Annotated in this window: 13 protein-coding genes; 12 read left to right on the top strand and 1 reads right to left on the bottom strand. The window is 71.2% G+C overall.

Annotated features, from left to right (window positions below; translation table 11 throughout):
• The first annotated feature begins 42 nt into the window (after positions 1 to 42).
• The 7 genes from mmsA (ACFT55_RS06610) (at position 43) to ACFT55_RS06580 (ending at position 9,015) form a co-directional block, all read left to right on the top strand.
• The gene (gene mmsA, locus ACFT55_RS06610) at positions 43 to 1,602 is read left to right on the top strand and encodes a multiple monosaccharide ABC transporter ATP-binding protein (RefSeq protein WP_380242829.1); all 1,560 of its coding nucleotides are present in this window, start codon (positions 43 to 45) and stop codon (positions 1,600 to 1,602) included.
• Positions 1,599 to 2,777 carry a multiple monosaccharide ABC transporter permease gene (mmsB, locus tag ACFT55_RS06605; RefSeq protein ID WP_380242826.1) on the top strand — a complete coding sequence of 393 codons (1,179 nt, stop codon included), beginning with the start codon at positions 1,599 to 1,601 and terminating at the stop codon, positions 2,775 to 2,777. The genes mmsA (ACFT55_RS06610) and mmsB (ACFT55_RS06605) overlap by 4 nt, the downstream gene beginning before the upstream one ends.
• A gap of 107 nt (positions 2,778 to 2,884) precedes the next feature.
• Positions 2,885 to 4,081 carry an ROK family transcriptional regulator gene (locus ACFT55_RS06600; RefSeq protein ID WP_380242831.1) on the top strand — a complete coding sequence of 399 codons (1,197 nt, stop codon included), beginning with the start codon at positions 2,885 to 2,887 and terminating at the stop codon, positions 4,079 to 4,081.
• A complete protein-coding gene (locus ACFT55_RS06595) occupies positions 4,078 to 4,815 on the top strand; it encodes an ATP-binding cassette domain-containing protein (protein ID WP_380242824.1) in 738 nt (245 codons plus the stop codon). The genes ACFT55_RS06600 and ACFT55_RS06595 overlap by 4 nt, the downstream gene beginning before the upstream one ends.
• A 143-nt stretch (positions 4,816 to 4,958) precedes the next feature.
• Positions 4,959 to 6,506: a multiple monosaccharide ABC transporter ATP-binding protein gene (gene mmsA / locus ACFT55_RS06590; RefSeq protein ID WP_380242822.1), complete on the top strand. Its 1,548-nt coding sequence runs from the start codon at positions 4,959 to 4,961 to the stop codon at positions 6,504 to 6,506.
• 32 nt (positions 6,507 to 6,538) lie between these two features.
• Positions 6,539 to 7,825, top strand: coding sequence for a multiple monosaccharide ABC transporter permease (mmsB, locus tag ACFT55_RS06585; RefSeq protein WP_380242820.1), 1,287 nt, complete (start codon positions 6,539 to 6,541; stop codon positions 7,823 to 7,825).
• Between the two features lie 80 nt (positions 7,826 to 7,905).
• On the top strand, positions 7,906 to 9,015 hold the full coding sequence (locus ACFT55_RS06580) for a substrate-binding domain-containing protein (protein ID WP_380242818.1): 1,110 nt from the start codon (positions 7,906 to 7,908) through the stop codon (positions 9,013 to 9,015).
• Between the two features lie 161 nt (positions 9,016 to 9,176).
• Here the strand turns inward: ACFT55_RS06580 and purU are convergent, their stop codons facing one another.
• The gene (gene purU, locus ACFT55_RS06575; protein WP_380242816.1) at positions 9,177 to 10,022 is read right to left on the bottom strand and encodes a formyltetrahydrofolate deformylase; all 846 of its coding nucleotides are present in this window, start codon (positions 10,020 to 10,022) and stop codon (positions 9,177 to 9,179) included.
• Between the two features lie 69 nt (positions 10,023 to 10,091).
• Here purU and ACFT55_RS06570 point away from each other — a divergent pair, with 69 nt between their 5' ends.
• The 5 genes from ACFT55_RS06570 to ACFT55_RS06550 all read left to right on the top strand — a co-directional run bounded on the left by ACFT55_RS06570 (position 10,092) and on the right by ACFT55_RS06550 (position 16,205).
• Positions 10,092 to 10,646 carry a GNAT family N-acetyltransferase gene (locus tag ACFT55_RS06570; protein WP_380242813.1) on the top strand — a complete coding sequence of 185 codons (555 nt, stop codon included), beginning with the start codon at positions 10,092 to 10,094 and terminating at the stop codon, positions 10,644 to 10,646.
• The gene (locus ACFT55_RS06565) at positions 10,643 to 11,725 is read left to right on the top strand and encodes a LacI family DNA-binding transcriptional regulator (protein ID WP_380242811.1); all 1,083 of its coding nucleotides are present in this window, start codon (positions 10,643 to 10,645) and stop codon (positions 11,723 to 11,725) included. Before ACFT55_RS06570 ends, ACFT55_RS06565 begins: the two co-directional genes overlap by 4 nt.
• A 99-nt stretch (positions 11,726 to 11,824) precedes the next feature.
• On the top strand, positions 11,825 to 13,252 hold the full coding sequence (locus ACFT55_RS06560; RefSeq protein WP_380242809.1) for a glycoside hydrolase family 43 protein: 1,428 nt from the start codon (positions 11,825 to 11,827) through the stop codon (positions 13,250 to 13,252).
• 597 nt (positions 13,253 to 13,849) lie between these two features.
• Entirely contained in the window at positions 13,850 to 15,478 is a 1,629-nt protein-coding gene (locus ACFT55_RS06555; protein ID WP_380242807.1) for a xylulokinase, read from the top strand.
• Positions 15,479 to 15,506: 28 nt separating this feature from the next.
• Positions 15,507 to 16,205 carry an L-ribulose-5-phosphate 4-epimerase gene (locus ACFT55_RS06550; RefSeq protein WP_380242805.1) on the top strand — a complete coding sequence of 233 codons (699 nt, stop codon included), beginning with the start codon at positions 15,507 to 15,509 and terminating at the stop codon, positions 16,203 to 16,205.
• Positions 16,206 to 16,253 lie beyond the last annotated feature (48 nt).

The raw sequence follows: 16,253 nt of genomic DNA, 5'->3' as shown, positions 1-16,253 counted from the left end.
CTCACGGACGGGCCGGGACCCGCACCCCCGAAGGAGGGGCGCATGAGCACGATCCTCGAGATGCGAGAGATCACCAAGGAGTTCCCGGGCGTCAAGGCGCTCGCGGGCGTGAGCCTGGACGTCCGGCAGGGCGAGATCCACGCGATCTGCGGCGAGAACGGCGCCGGCAAGTCCACGCTGATGAAGGTGCTGTCGGGCGTGTACCCGCACGGCACCTACGGCGGCGAGATCGTCTACGACGGGAAGACCGCCGAGTTCGGGTCGATCAACGACTCCGAGCGCGAGGGCATCGTCATCATCCACCAGGAGCTCGCCCTGGTGCCGTACCTGTCCGTGGCCGAGAACATCTTCCTCGGCAACGAGCGGCGCGGCCGCGGCGGGCTCGTCGACTGGAACAAGGCCAACTCCGAGGCCGCGGCGCTGCTGAAGCGCGTGGGCCTGGACGAGAACCCGGTGACGCCGGTGAACCAGCTCGGCGTCGGCAAGCAGCAGCTCATCGAGATCGCGAAGGCGCTGTCGAAGGAGGTGCGCCTGCTCATCCTCGACGAGCCGACGGCCGCCCTCAACGACACCGACTCCGAGCACCTCCTGGGCCTCCTGCGAGGCCTGCAGGAGCAGGGGATCACCTCGATCATCATCTCCCACAAGCTCAACGAGATCGCCGAGATCGCGGACCGCACCACCATCATCCGCGACGGGCGCACGATCGAGACGCTCGACATGTCCGAGCCGACCTCCACGCAGGACCGCATCATCCGCGGCATGGTCGGCCGCGACCTGGAGAACCGCTTCCCCGAGCGCTCCTCGGTCGTGGGCGACGAGGTCCTGCGGGTGGAGGACTGGACCGTCTTCCACCCCACGCAGGTCGGCCGCAAGGTCATCGACTCCGCGTCCTTCCACGTGCGCGCGGGCGAGGTCGTGGGCATCGCCGGCCTCATGGGCGCCGGGCGCACCGAGCTCGCCATGAGCGTCTTCGGCCGCTCCTACGGGCGCAACATCTCCGGCCGTCTGTACAAGGACGGCAAGGAGATCCAGGCCCGCACCGTCCCCGAGGCGATCGAGCACCACATCGCCTACGCCACCGAGGACCGCAAGGTCTACGGGCTCAACCTCATCGAGGACATCCGCCGGAACATCTCGTCGGCCGGGCTGGGCAAGCTCGCCCCGCGCGGCTGGGTGAACGGCAACGAGGAGCTGCGGGTCGCCGAGGAGTACCGGCAGAGCCTCAACATCAAGACGCCGACGGTCACGTCCGTCGTCGGTCAGCTCTCGGGCGGCAACCAGCAGAAGGTCGTGCTGTCCAAGTGGCTGTACACCGAGCCGGACGTGCTCATCCTCGACGAGCCGACCCGCGGTATCGACGTCGGCGCCAAGTACGAGATCTACACGATCATCAACAAGATGGTCGCCGCGGGGAAGGCCGTCGTCGTCATCTCCTCCGAGCTGCCCGAGCTGCTCGGCGTCTGCGACCGCATCTACACCCTCGCCTTCGGTCGGATCACCGGTGACGTGCCCGTCGCGGACGCGACGCAGGAGCGTCTCATGGAGCTCATGACCATCGAGCGTGACCAGCCCCTGCCCACGAAGGAAATCGCCTCATGAACGCCATCGCCGGGGTCCGGGACCTGCTCACCCGGAACCTGCGGCAGAGCGGGATCTTCATCGCGTTGATCGCGATCGTCGCCCTGTTCGCCGCGCTGAACCCGATGTTCCTGTCGCCGACGAACATCACGAACATCGTCCTGCAGTACTCGTACATCCTGATCCTCGCGATCGGCATGGTGATGATCATCGTCGCCGGCCAGATCGACCTGTCCGTCGGGTCGGTCGTGGCGCTCACCGGCGCCGTCTCGGCGGTCGTGGTGATCCGCGAGGGTCTGCCGTGGTGGATGGGCGTGCTGGCCGCGCTCGTCGTGGGCCTCCTCGTCGGGGCCTGGCAGGGATTCTGGGTCGCCTACGTCGGTATCCCGGGGTTCATCGTCACCCTCGCGGGCATGCTGCTGTTCCGCGGCCTCACCTACGTGGTGCTCGACAACGTCTCGCTGTCGCCCTTCGGCGGCACGTACTACAAGATCGCCAACGGCTTCCTCAACGGGCTCCTCGGGGGGAACGGCTTCGACGTCTTCACCCTGGTGGTCTTCGCCATCGCGGTCGTCGGGTACGCCGTGAGCCAGTGGCGCACGCGCCGCGGCAAGATCGCGTACCAGCAGACGGTCGAGTCGATGCCGCTGTTCGTGACCAAGCTCGTCGTGGTCGCCGTCGTCGTCATGTGGTTCGGCTACCAGCTGTCCGTCTCGCGCGGCCTGCCCGTCGTCCTGATCATCCTCGCGGTCCTCGTGATCGTGTACGCCCTCGTCACGCAGCGCTCGGTGTTCGGCCGCCACGTGTACGCGGTGGGCGGCAACAAGCACGCCGCCGAGCTGTCGGGCGTGCGCGTGCGCCGGGTCAACTTCTGGATCTTCGTGAACATGGGCCTGCTGGCCTCGGTCGCGGGCATCGTGTACTCGTCCCGCGTGAACGGCGCGCAGCCGGGCGCCGGCAACATGTTCGAGCTGGACGCCATCGCCGCCTGCTTCATCGGCGGCGCGTCCACCTCGGGCGGCGTCGGCCGCGTGGGCGGCGCGATCATCGGTGGCCTCATCATGGCGGTCATGTCGAACGGCATGCAGCTGATGGGCGTCTCCCAGGCGGTGCAGCCGATCGTCAAGGGCCTCGTGCTCCTGCTGGCCGTCGCGTTCGACATCTACAACCGGCGCCGGGCCGCGAGCCTGCGCTGATCACGGGTCCCTCCCGGGACCTTTCCCACGGCACGCAGGACGGCGCCCGGTCGCCGTCCTGCGTGCCGTCGCACCATAGACTTCCGGTCGTGAGAGGACGGCGTGCGATGGCGGGCTCGCAGTCCTCGTTGCGCGAGGCCAACCGTGCCCGGGTCGTGGACACGGTCAAGCACCACGGCGGCCTCACGCAGGTCGAGCTGGCCGCTGCCACCGGCCTTTCGCAGGCGACGGTCTCGACGATCGTCAAGGAGCTGGTCGCGGCCGAGCTGGTCGAGGTCCGCAACACGATCCGGTCGGGCCGCCGCGCCCAGCTCGTCACGCTCGCGCACCGGGTGGGGATCGTGGCCGGGATCCTCGTCGGCACCCGGACCCTGACCGTCGCCATCGCCGACGTCTCGCACGAGGTGCTGGCCGAGCAGGTGATGCCGCTGCCCGCGGAGCACCGCGCCGACACCAGCCTGGACCGGGCCGCGCTCCTCGTGGTCGACCTGCTGGAGCGGGTCGGCGCCGAGCTGGACGAGGTCCTCGGGATCGGGCTCGGCCTGCCCGCGCCCGTCGACGCCGCGTCCGGCCAGGTCACCGTGCGCGGGATCCTGCGGGGCTGGGACGGCGTGCCCGTGGCCCAGGTCCTGGAGAAACGGCTCGCCCGCCCGGTCTACGTCGACAACGACGCCAACCTCGGCGCCCTGGCCGAGAGCACCGTGGGCGCGGCCCGGGAGGTGCACGACGCGCTGTACGTCCGCGCGGGGCACGGGGTCGGCGCCGGGATCGTCCTCGGCGGGCGGGTGCACCGCGGCGTCGCCGGGACCGCCGGCGAGATCGGCCACGTGCAGGTGGACCCGGCCGGACGCATCTGCTCGTGCGGCAGCCGCGGCTGCCTCGACACCGTCGTCGGGGACAGGGCGCTGCTGGAGCCGCTGCGCTCCAGCCACGGCAACCTCACGCTGCGCGACGTGGTCCGCCTGGTGAACGACGACGACCCGGGCTGTCGCGAGATCGTCGCCGACGCCGGTACGGTGATCGGCGGCGTCGTCGCCGGCCTGGCGACGGCCCTGAACCCCGAGCGCGTCGTGGTGGGCGGGGTGCTGGCCCAGACGGGCGAGATCTTCCTGCGCCCGCTGCGGGAGGCGCTGCGTCGTCGCACGATGCTCAACCAGGTGACGCCGCTGGAGGTGGTGCCGGCGGCGCTCGGGCCACGGGCCGAGCTCGAGGGGACCCTCGCGCTCGCCCTGCAGAGCACGGACCTGCTGGAGCGGACGGACGACGTGCCGGTACGAGCGATGACGGGGAAGGAGGCCCAGTGACGGCGCGACGAACGCCGCTGCTCGCCCTGCGGCAGGTGAGCAAGTACTTCGGGGCCGTCGAGGCCCTGGTCGACGTCGACCTCGAGGTGCACGCGCACGAGGTGGTCGCCCTGGTGGGCGACAACGGCGCGGGGAAGTCGACGCTCGCCCAGGTCGTCGCGGGCGTGCTCACGCCCAGCTCGGGCCAGGTGGAGATCAACGGCGAGCCGGTCTCGATCCCCTCGCCGTCCGCGGCGAACCAGCTCGGCGTCGCCAGCGTGTTCCAGGACCTGGCCGTGTGCGAGAACCTCGACGTCACGGCGAACGTCTTCCTGGGCCAGGAGCTGCGGGGCCGCGGAGGCCTGCTGCAGGACGGCCGGATGGAGATCGAGACGCGCGAGCTGCTCGCGCACCTCACCGTGCGCATCCCGTCGGTGCGCACCCCCTTGCGGCACCTGTCGGCCGGTCAGCGGCAGGCGGTCGCCATCGCCCGCACCCTCATCGGCAACCCGCGCATCGTGGTGCTCGACGAGCCGACGGCGGCGCTGTCCGTGGCGCAGACCGCCGAGGTGCTGACGCACATCGAGCGGCTCCGGGAGCTGGGCCTCGGGGTGATCCTCATCAGCCACAACCTCAACGACGTGCGCGCGGTGTCCGACCGGATCGAGGTGCTGCGGCACGGCCGCAACAACGGCTCGTTCCCCGCCGCGGCCCGGCACGAGGAGATCCTCGCGGCGATCACGGGCGCGGCCTGACCGCACGGCTGCGGGTGAAAGGTCACAGCCGCGACACAGGTTGCCTTCGGAAGTTGACGACAAGAAATCTGCGGGTCTAGCGTCGCCGGTGCGCTGCTTACCGGACTGTCACCTGCGGACGGCCCGCCGCTCGAAGGAGAGTCATGACCGAACACCACGCCGTGCTCGAGATGCGGTCCATCACCAAGGAGTTCCCCGGGGTCCGGGCCCTGGACGACGTCTCGCTCGAGGTCCGTGCGGGCGAGATCCACGCCATCTGCGGTGAGAACGGCGCCGGCAAGTCGACGCTCATGAAGGTCCTGTCGGGCGTCTACCCCTACGGCTCGTACTCCGGGGAGATCCGCTACCAGGGCGAGGTCGTGGAGTTCAAGGACATCCGCGCCAGCGAGCACGCCGGGATCGTCATCATCCACCAGGAGCTCGCGCTCATCCCCGAGCTGTCGGTCACGGAGAACATCTTCCTCGGCAACGAGGTGCGCGGCCGGGTCGGCATCGACTGGGAGACCGCGCGGCAGCGGGCGGCCGAGCTGCTCGCCCGCGTCGGCCTGCGCGCGTCGCCCGACACCCTGATCAAGAACCTCGGCGTCGGGCAGCAGCAGCTCGTGGAGATCGCCCGGGCGCTCGCCAAGGACGTGCGGCTGCTGATCCTCGACGAGCCGACGGCCGCCCTCAACGAGGACGACTCCGAGCACCTGCTGGACCTGCTGCGCGGGCTGCGCGCCAAGGGCCTGACCAGCATCATGATCTCCCACAAGCTCAACGAGATCGAGGAGATCGCCGACTCGATCACGATCATCCGCGACGGCCGCACCGTCGAGACGCTCGACGTGCGCGGCGGCGGGATCGACGAGGACCGCATCATCCGCGGCATGGTCGGCCGCTCCCTCGCCTCCCGGTTCCCCGACCACACCCCCCAGATCGGGGAGACCTTCTTCGAGGTGGAGGGCTGGACCGTCGAGCACCCCGCCGTGCCCGGCCGGCTCGTGTGCAAGCAGTCGGCGTTCCACGTGCGCCGCGGGGAGATCGTCGGCTTCGCGGGCATCATGGGCGCCGGCCGTACCGAGCTGGCGCGGTCGATCTTCGGCCGCAGCTACGGCCGGTACCTGGGCGGCACGATCCGGATGGACGGCCGGGAGATCGTGGTGCCCGACGTGCTGTCCGCCATCCAGCACCACATCGCGTACGTCTCCGAGGACCGCAAGACCCTCGGGCTCAACCTGCTCGACACCATCCAGCAGACCGTCGTCTCGGCGAACCTGCCGCGGGTGTCGACCGGCCCGGTCATCGACCACGACCAGGCGTACCTCGCCGCGGAGGAGTACCGGAAGTCGCTGGGGATCAAGTCGCCCAGCGTGCGCGACGGCGTCGCCACGCTGTCCGGCGGCAACCAGCAGAAGGCGCTGCTCGCGAAGTGGATGTTCACGGAGCCCGAGCTCCTCATCCTCGACGAGCCGACCCGCGGCATCGACGTCGGCGCCAAGTACGAGATCTACGGTCTCGTCCACCGCCTCGCGGACCAGGGCAAGGGGGTGGTCGTCATCTCGTCCGAGCTGCCGGAGCTCCTCGGCCTCTGCGACCGGATCTACACGGTCTTCGAGGGCCGGGTGACCGGTGAGCTGTCCCGCGAGGACGCCACGCAGGAAGAGCTCATGCGGCTCATGACCGGCGCCCCCACGGCCGCCGCGCGCTGACCAGACCGACCCACGAGAAGGAACTCACGACGATGTCGTCACTCAAGCAGCTGTTCGGCGGGGGTATCCGGCAGTACGGCATGGTGCTCGCCCTCCTGGCGCTCCTCGCCTACTTCCAGATCGCCACCGGTGGCCTGGTCCTCACGGCCTCCAACGCCCAGAACATCATCATCGGCAACTCCTACATCCTCATCCTCGCGATCGGGATGGTGCTGGTGATCATCGCCGGGCACATCGACCTGTCGGTGGGCTCGGTCGCCGCGGTCACGGGCATCATCGTGGCCATCGCGTTGCGCGACTGGGGCATCCCCTGGTGGGCCGGCATCCTGCTCGGCCTGGTCGTGGGCGCGGTGATCGGCGCCTGGCAGGGGTTCTGGGTCGCCTACGTCGGCATCCCCGGCTTCATCACGACCCTCGCCGGCATGATGCTGTTCCGCGGCCTCAACCAGCGCATCGGGCACTCGTCCACGGTGCCGGTGCCCGAGGAGCTGCAGCAGCTCGGCGCAGGCTACCTGCCCGAGTGGGGGCCGAACACCGGCATCAACAACTCGACCCTCGTGCTGGGCCTGCTCGCGATCGCCGCCGTGGTCTGGTCCGAGCTGCGCCGCCGGGCGCGCGCCTCGCGCCTCGGCCTGGAGCAGCCGCCGGTCTGGGTCGTCGTGGTCCGGGTCGTCGTCGTGGTCGCCGTGATCGGCTACGTCACCTACCTGTTCGGCAGCGGCCGGTACGGCACGTCCTTCCCGATCGCCGGCATCGTGCTCGTGGCGCTCGTCATCCTGTACAACTTCGTCGCGTCCCGGACGATCGGCGGCCGGCACGTGTACGCCGTCGGCGGCAACCGGGCGGCGGCCGCGCTCTCCGGCATCAACATCCGGCACGTCAACTTCTTCGTCATGATGAACATGTCGATCCTGGCGGCCGTCGCGGGCATGGTCTTCGTCGGCCGAGCGACCGCCTCCGGCCCGTCCGACGGCAACATGTGGGAGCTCGACGCCATCGCCGCCGTGTTCATCGGCGGGGCCGCGGTCTCCGGCGGCGTCGGGACCGTCGTCGGCTCCGTCATCGGTGGCCTCGTCATGGCGGTGCTCAACAACGGCCTCCAGCTCATGGGCGTCGGCTCCGACACCACGCAGATCATCAAGGGCCTCGTGCTGCTGGTCGCCGTGGCGTTCGACGTGCACAGCAAGGTGACGGGCCGCCCGTCGATCATCGGCCTGGTCTTCCCCTGGCTGGGGAAGAAGGGGACCGGCGCGACGCCGGGCACCGACGAGAGCCAGCCCGAGGTGCCGGTCACGGACGGCGCGACCTCCCGAGGCTGACCGCGCGTCCCTGGCACCACACAGATCTGTCCACGAACTGGCACCCGACGGCGGGTGTCGCGAAGAGAAAGTGGGACCCCATGAAGACCAAGCTCGCGACAGGGCTCGTCGCCCTGGCCGCGGCCGGCGCGCTGGCGCTGACCGGATGCTCGTCCTCGGACCGCGGTGGCCCCTCGTCCGAGGAGAGCGGCGGCGCCTCCGCGGCCGCAGGGTTCGAGGACGGCGCCAAGATCGGCGTCGCCCTGCCCCAGAAGACGTCGGAGAACTGGGTGCTCGCCGAGAACCTGTTCAACGACGGTCTCACCGAGGCCGGGTACGACCCGATCGTGCAGTTCGCCAACGGCGGCGTCTCGGAGCAGCAGAACCAGATCCAGGCCATGATCGAGCAGGGCGTGAAGGTGCTCGTCGTGGGCGCCATCGACGGCTCGCAGCTCGGGTCGCAGCTCAAGGCCGCGAAGGACGCCGGGATCCCGGTCATCGCCTACGACCGTCTCCTGCAGAACACGGACGCGGTCGACGTCTACGAGGCGTTCGACAACTTCCACGTCGGCGAGCTCCAGGGCCAGTCGCTCCTGGAGGGCCTCAAGGACCGCAAGGGTGACGGCCCGTACAACATCGAGCTGATCTCCGGCTCGCCCGACGACGCGAACTCCAAGCCGTTCTTCGAGGGCGCGATGAGCGTGCTCCAGCCGAAGATCGACGACAAGACGCTCGTCGTGCAGTCGGGTCAGACCAGCCAGCAGCAGACCGCCACGCAGGGCTGGGAGGCGGAGAACGCCCAGAACCGCATGGACACGATCCTGTCCGGCAGCTACAAGGACAAGGACCTCGACGGCGTCCTCTCGCCGAACGACACCCTCGCCCGTGCGGCGCTGACGTCGGCCAAGCAGGCCGGCAAGGACGTCCCGGTCCTCACCGGTCAGGACTCCGAGGTCGAGTCGGTCAAGTCGATCATGAACGGCGTGCAGTACTCCACGATCTACAAGGACACGCGCAAGCTCGTCCAGGCCACGATCGACGCCGTCAACTCCTACAAGGCGGGCGAGGACCCCGAGGTCAACGACACCAAGTCGTACGACAACGGCGTCAAGGTGGTCCCGGCCAACCTGCTCGAGCCCGTCATCGTGACCAAGGACAACGCGGCCGAGGTCTACGCGGGCGACCCGAACCTGGAGGGCCTCACCAAGTGATCGGTCCTGCCTGACCGATCGCGGCCCTGGGTAGGCCCAGGGAGGCACAGCCAGGCACTGCTAGGCACAGGCGCTCGACCCGTCCTCCGCGGACGGGTCGGGCGCCTGTCGCGTGCTCGGCCTCGGGTCGGCCGGGTCGAACCGTGCTTCGTGCCGCCGGCTCAGCGGAAGACGACCGTGCGATGGCCGTCGAGCAGGACGCGGTGCTCGGCGTGCCACCGCACCGCGCGGGCGAGGGTGCGGCGCTCGACGTCCTCGCCGAGGGCGACCAGGTCGGCCACGGCCCGCGAGTGGTCCACCCGCTCGACGTCCTGCTCGATGATCGGGCCCTCGTCGAGGTCGCCCGTCACGTAGTGCGACGTCGCGCCGATGAGCTTGACCCCTCGGTCGTGCGCCTGGGCGTAGGGCCGCGCGCCCTTGAAGCTCGGCAGGAACGAGTGGTGGATGTTGATGACCTTGCCCTCGAGGTCGCGGCACAGCTCGTCCGACAGGATCTGCATGTAGCGCGCGAGGACGACCAGCTCGACGTCGAGCTCGGCGACGAGCCCCCGCAGCCGGTCCTCCGCCTGCGCCTTCGTGTCCTTCGTGACCGGCACGTGGTGGAACGGCTTGCCGTAGAACTCCGCCATGTCCGCCAGGTCGGGGTGGTTGCCGACCACGCCCACGACGTCGACGGGCATGCCCTGGTACCGCTCGCGGTACAGCAGGTCGACCAGGCAGTGCGGGGCCTTGCTGACCAGCACCAGGGTGCGCAGGCGGCGGCCGACGACGTCGAGCTCCCACGTCATCCCGAACCGCTCCGCGACGGGCGCGACCGCTGCCGTGAGCACGTCGCGGCCCGCGTCCGCCTCGACCTGGACGCGCATGAAGAACCGTCCCGACGCCGGGTCGCCGAACTGCTGCGACTCCGTGATGTTCCCGCCGTGCTCGGCCAGCACGCCCGCCACCGCGTGCACGATGCCGGGACGGTCGGGGCAGGAGATCGTCAGAACCCATTCGGTGGTCACCGGTCCATTGTGGCCGACGGCCCGCGACGCGCGACGACACGTCCGCCGTCCGTCTGCGACGATGTCCCCATGAGCGAGGCACCAGGCACCGACGCCCAGGAAGTCGAGCACGAGGGCGCGGCGGACCCGCTGCGGATCGAGCTCGTCGACGACGCCCACGCGGGCGAGCTGCTGACCCTGCGCCGTGCGGCGTTCGTCAGCGAGGCACAGCTCTACGACGACCCGCACATCCCGCCGCTGACCCAGACCCTGCACGACCTGCGCGAGGACATGGCGCGCGACGACGTCGTGACCGTCGGCGCGTGGGAGGGGCACCGCCTCGTCGGTTCCCTGCGGCTCGAGATCGAGGGCGAGCGGGCCACGATCGGCCGTCTGGCCGTCGCGCCGGACCAGCAGGCCAAGGGCATCGGCACGTCCCTGATGTTCGCCATCCTGCAGTTCCTGCCCTCGGAGGTGACCGAGGTCTGGGCGTTCACCGGCAAGGACTCCAAGCGCAACCTCGCGATGTACACCAAGCACGGCTACGAGGAGCAGTACGACCGTGCCGCGGGCAAGCTCACGCTGACCTACCTGCGCCGGGTGCTCGACGAGGTCGACGCGAGGAACGCGGCCGAGGAGCGATGACCGAAGCCGACGGTCAGGCCGGCGCGCGCCCCCGCTCGCGCCGGCCGTCCATGGCTGACGTCGCGGCCGTCGCCGGCGTCTCGCACCAGACGGTGTCACGGGTGCTCAACGACCACCCGAGCGTGCGCGGCGAGACGCGACAGCGCGTGCTCGCCGCGATCGCCACGCTCGGGTACCGGCGCAACAGCGCCGCCCGGGCCCTGGCGACGGCGCGCTCGACCACCCTCGGCGTCGTGACGACCGGGTCGGCCCTGTTCGGCCCGACGAGCACGCTCATCGCGATCGAGGGCGCGGCCCGCGACCACGGCTACTTCGTCTCGGTCGCCTCCCTGCGGCGGTACGACGCCGCAGAGATGCACGAGGCCCTGGAGCACTTCATGGACCAGGGCGTCGAGGCCATCGTCGTCATCGCGCCGCAGGACGACGTCGCCGCCGCCGTCGAGTCGTTCCGCGCGCCCGTGCCCGTGCTGGTGGTCGCGGCGCTCGAGCACCTCCCGCGCGACGCGGGCACCACCGGGGCCGGCCCGACGACGCTCTCGCTCGCCGTCGACCAGCGAGCGGGCGCCCGCGCCGCCACGGACCACCTGCTCGACCTCGGCCACCGCGACGTGCTGCACGTGGCCGGCCCCCAGGACTGGTTCGACGCGCGCGAGCGCGCCGCCGGGTGGCGCGAGGCCCTCGAGGCGCGCGGGATCGTCCCCAGCCGGCCGCGGGTGTGCTCGTGGTCGGCGGAGGACGGGTATGCCGCCGGTCGTGACCTCGCCGAGGCGGTCGCCGCCCAGGAAGGCCCCACCGCCGTGCTCGCCGGGAACGACCAGCTCGCGCTGGGCGTCCTGCGCGCGTTCTGGGAGCGCGGTGTCTCGGTGCCGGACGACGTGTCGGTGGTGGGGTTCGACGACGTCGCGGGCGCCGCGTACTTCGTGCCGCCGCTGACGACGGTGCGCCAGCCGTTCGCGGTGCTGGGGGAGCGGAGCGTCGCGATGGTGGTCGCGGCGCTCGGGTCCGGCCCCGTGCCCACCGAGCGGATCCTGCCCGAGCTCGTCGTCCGCTCGAGCACGGCGCCGCCGCCGGCGCGCTGACCGCACGTCGGCCCTGGAGGGTCCCCGACCGTTGACCGCCGCCTCGAGGGTGGGTAGATTCGCCGCGTTCACGTTCTACATCGTTGTAGAGGAGTTGAGATGCGCAGATCATCGACGAGACGGGCGCTCGCGGCGGCCCTGGTGGCGACGGCGCTGGTCGCCCTGACCTCGGCCGCCGGCGGGACGGCGCTCGCCGGTCCGGGAGCGGTAGGCACCGAGGTCGCGGCCCGCGGGAAGCCCGCGCTGCCGACCGGCGGCCTGTCGGTCGCGGGGGAGACGGCGCCCGTGCACGACCCGGCGCTCGTGATCGACGACGACGGCACGTGGCGCGTCTACTCGACGGGGCTCGTGAACCGCGAGAACGGCGGCACGATCCAGATGTGGTCGAGCCACGACGAGGGCGTGACGTGGGCGTACGACGGCACGGTGTGGGACGAGATCCCCGCCTGGATCGACGAGCGCTTCGCGGACGGCGCCCTGCCGGACAACCTGTGGGCCCCGGAGGTCTACGAGCACGACGGCACCTACTACCTCTACTACTCGGCGTCGCGCTTCGGCACCAACACGTCCGTCACCGCACTCGCCACCAACACCACCCTCGACCCCGAGGACCCGGACTACGCCTGGGTGGACCAGGGGCCGGTGATCAGCTCCCCGGCGGACATCGCCGGGGGCAAGACCTTCAACGCCATCGACGCCGGCATCGTGGAGGGCGCGGACGGCACCCCGTACATGGCCATCGGCTCGTACTGGTACGGCGTGTTCCTGGTGGAGCTCGAGTGGCCGAGCGGCAAGCTCGCGGACGGCGCGCTCCAGAACGCCACCCACCTCGTGGACCGGTTCATGGCGGGCAACCCCGTCGAGGCGCCGTACATCTACGCCCACGACGGCTGGTACTACCTCTTCGTGTCCTTCGACGCGTGCTGCCGCGGCCTCGACAGCACGTACAAGGTGGCGGTCGGGCGGTCGCGCGACGTGACCGGGCCGTACCTCGACCAGGACGGCAAGGACATGCTCGGTGGCGGCGGCACGGTGCTCCTGGAGTCGCACGGTGCGGTGGTCGGCCCGGGTGGCCAGTCCGTGTCGGACGGGGTGCTCGCCTTCCACTACTACGACGGTGCGAACGAGGAGATCCCCGGGTTTCCCACCCTCGGCCTGCAGCGGCTGGGCTGGCAGGACGGCTGGCCGGTGGTGGACCAGACGGTGGAGCTGCCGGCCGTGTCCGTGGCGCCCCGCGACGTGCGGGTCCGGGCGAAGCAGCCGGCGACGTTCCGTGTCGAGGTCACGGGGACGCCCGTCCCGGTCGTCACGTGGGAGGTCTCCGACGACGACGGCGCGACCTGGCGCACCGCACCGGTCGCCGCCGCCCGCGCCACGGACGGCGTCGCACGCTGGACGATCCGGCACCCCTCGGCACAGGACGACGGGACGCTCGTGCGAGCTGTCGTCGCCAACGCCCACGGCACCGTGCGCAGCGATCCGGCGTCCCTGACCGTCGTCGCCCCGCCCGGCCGCGCAGGAAAGTGACCACGTTCCGCGAGGTAGTGCGGGGTGTGCCGAGGTAGTGCGCAACCCCGCGAGGTAGTGCGGGGTGTGCCGAGGTAGTGCGCGAGCCCGCGAGGTAGTGCGGGGCGTGCCGAGGTAGTGCGCGAGTCCGCGAGGTAGTGCGGGGCGTGCCGAGGTAGTGCGCAACCCCGCGAGGTAGTGCGGGGCGCGCCGAGGTAGTGCGCGAGCCCGCGAGGTAGTGCGGAAGCCTGCGAGGTAGTCCGGTCCTGGCCCCGGTTGCTTCGAGATCTTCCGTACTACCTCGTGGGATGGTGAACTACCTCGCGGTGCTCGCTGCTACCTCGCGGTGTTCGCGACTACCTCGTGGTGTTCGCGACTACCTCGCGGGGTTTGCGACTACCTCGTGGTGTTCGCGACTACCTCGCGGGGTTTGCGACTACCTCGCGGGGTTTGCTGCTACCTCGCGGTGCTCTGGACTACCTCGCGGAAAGGGGTGCTACCTCGGGGGTTGGGGAGCACGCCATGTGAGCGCTAACATCGATGGCAGCCATCACGGTTCGTGTGGCCTCTCAGCACATCTCGACGACGCCCGGCAGCCGGGCAGGGGACGGAGCAACGATGACGCAGGCGGCGCAGCCGGACGGCACGTCCGCGATCCGGGAGGCGATCGTCGCGGGGCGCACGTCGCTCGGCATCGAGCTCGGGTCCACCAACATCAAGGCGTGCCTCGTCGGACCGGACCACGCGCCCCTCGCGAGCGGCTCCCACGCCTGGGAGAACGAGCTCGCCGACGGTGTCTGGACGTACTCGCTCGACGCCGTGCACGCCGGCCTGCAGGGCGCCTACGCCGCGTTGGTCGACGACGTCGAGCGGCGCTTCGGCGTGCGCCCCACCACCTACGCGGCGCTGGGCGTCTCGGCGATGATGCACGGCTACCTGCCGTTCGACGCCGACGGCGAGCTCCTCGTCCCGTTCCGCACGTGGCGCAACACCAGCACCGGGCCGGCGTCCGCGGAGCTCTCCGCGCTCTTCGGGTACAACATCCCGCTGCGCTGGTCGATCGCGCACCTGTACCAGGCGATCCTCGACGACGAGCCGCACGTGCCGCAGATCGCGTCCCTGACGACGTTGGCCGGGTACGTGCACCGTGCGCTCACCGGACGGCACGTGCTCGGCGTCGGCGACGCCTCCGGCATGTTCCCGGTCGACCCCGCCACCCACGACTACGACCAGCGCATGCTGGAGCAGTTCCGCCACCTGGCCGCGGCCAAGCGGCCCGGCCTGCACGTCGAGGGCCTGCTGCCGCAGGTGCTCACCGCCGGCGCGGACGCGGGCCGGCTCACCGCCGAGGGCGCCGCCCTGCTCGACCCGACGGGCACGCTGCAGCCCGGCGTGCTGCTCTGCCCGCCCGAGGGCGACGCCGGCACCGGCATGGTCGCCACCGGCTCGGTGGCGCCGCGCACCGGCAACATCAGCGCGGGCACGTCGATCTTCGCCATGGTGGTGCTCGAGCAGCCGCTCGCCGCCGTCCACCACGAGCTCGACCTCGTCACCACCCCCGCCGGCGACCTCGTCGCGATGGTGCACTGCAACAACGGCGCCAGCGAGCTCGACGCGTGGGCGGGCGTCTTCGGCCAGTTCGCGGCCGCGCTCGGGCAGCCCGCGGAGCCGGACGCCGTCTTCGGCGCGCTCTTCCGTGCGGCGCTCGACGGCGCGCCCGACGGCGGTGGCCTGCTCGCGTACAACTACCTCGCCGGGGAGCCCATCACCGGGCTCGACGCCGGCCGGCCGCTCGTGGTCCGCACCCCGGACAGCCGCCTCACGCTGGCGAACTTCGCGCGCACCCAGCTCTACGGCGTGTTCGGCACGCTCGCGCTCGGCATGCGCGTGCTGCACGGGGAGGGCGTCGCGATCGACACGATGTTCGCGCACGGCGGGCTGTTCAAGACCGCCGGCGTGGCCCAGCGCCTGCTGGCCGGCGCGATCGACGCCCCCGTCGCCGTCGGGCAGACCGCGGGGGAGGGCGGCGCCTGGGGCATCGCCGTCCTCGCGGCGTACGCCCGCGCCGTCGCCGACGCGACGGACGGCGCGCCCGCCCTCGACGCCTACCTCGCCGAGCGTGTCTTCGCCGACGCCCGGCTCGACGTCGCGGAGCCCGACGCCGCCGACGTCGCCGGCTTCGCCGCCTACCTGGAGCGGTACGCCGCCGGCCTCGCGGTCGAGCGCGCGGCCACCGCCGCCCTCTGACGTCCCGACCCCCGCACTGGAGAAACCCATGAGCACCCTCACCGAGGTCCCCGCGCACCTGCGCGCCGCCGTCGACGCCGCCAAGGAGAAGGTCGCGGCGCTGCACGCCGAGCTGCCCCGCTGGGAGCTCGTCGTGTGGACCGCCGGCAACGTGTCCGAGCGGGTCCGCAACGACCAGGGTGACGACCTGCTCGTCATCAAGCCCTCCGGCGTCGCGTACGACGACATCACGCCCGAGTCGATGGTCGTGTGCGACCTGGACGGGAACCTGCTCGAGGGCGACCGCTCGCCCTCGTCGGACACCGCGGCGCACGCCTACGTCTACAGCCACATGCCCGAGGTGGGCGGCGTCGTGCACACGCACTCCACGTACGCCACGGCCTGGGCCGCGCGCGCCGAGGAGATCCCCTGCGTGCTCACGATGATGGCGGACGAGTTCGGCGGCCCGATCCCCGTGGGCCCGTTCGCGATCATCGGCGACGACTCGATCGGCCGCGGCATCGTCGAGACCCTCAGCGGGTCGCGCAGCCCCGCGGTGCTCATGCGCAACCACGGCCCGTTCACCATCGGCAAGGACGCGCGCGCCGCGGTCAAGGCCGCCGTGATGTGCGAGGAGGTGGCCCGCACCGTGCACGTCTCGCGCCAGCTCGGCGAGCCCCTGCCCATCGCCCAGGAGCACGTGGACTCGCTGTACGCCCGCTACCAGAACGTCTACGGCCAGCACTGAGCCGGCACAGCACCGACCAGCACGAGCAGCGCCGACCAGCACAAGCAG

This window comes from Isoptericola sp. NPDC057191, from assembly GCF_042670225.1.
Lineage (GTDB): Bacteria > Actinomycetota > Actinomycetes > Actinomycetales > Cellulomonadaceae > Isoptericola.
The sequence above is the reverse complement of the archived record's forward strand: the minus strand, read 5'-3'. Positions and strand labels throughout refer to the sequence as shown.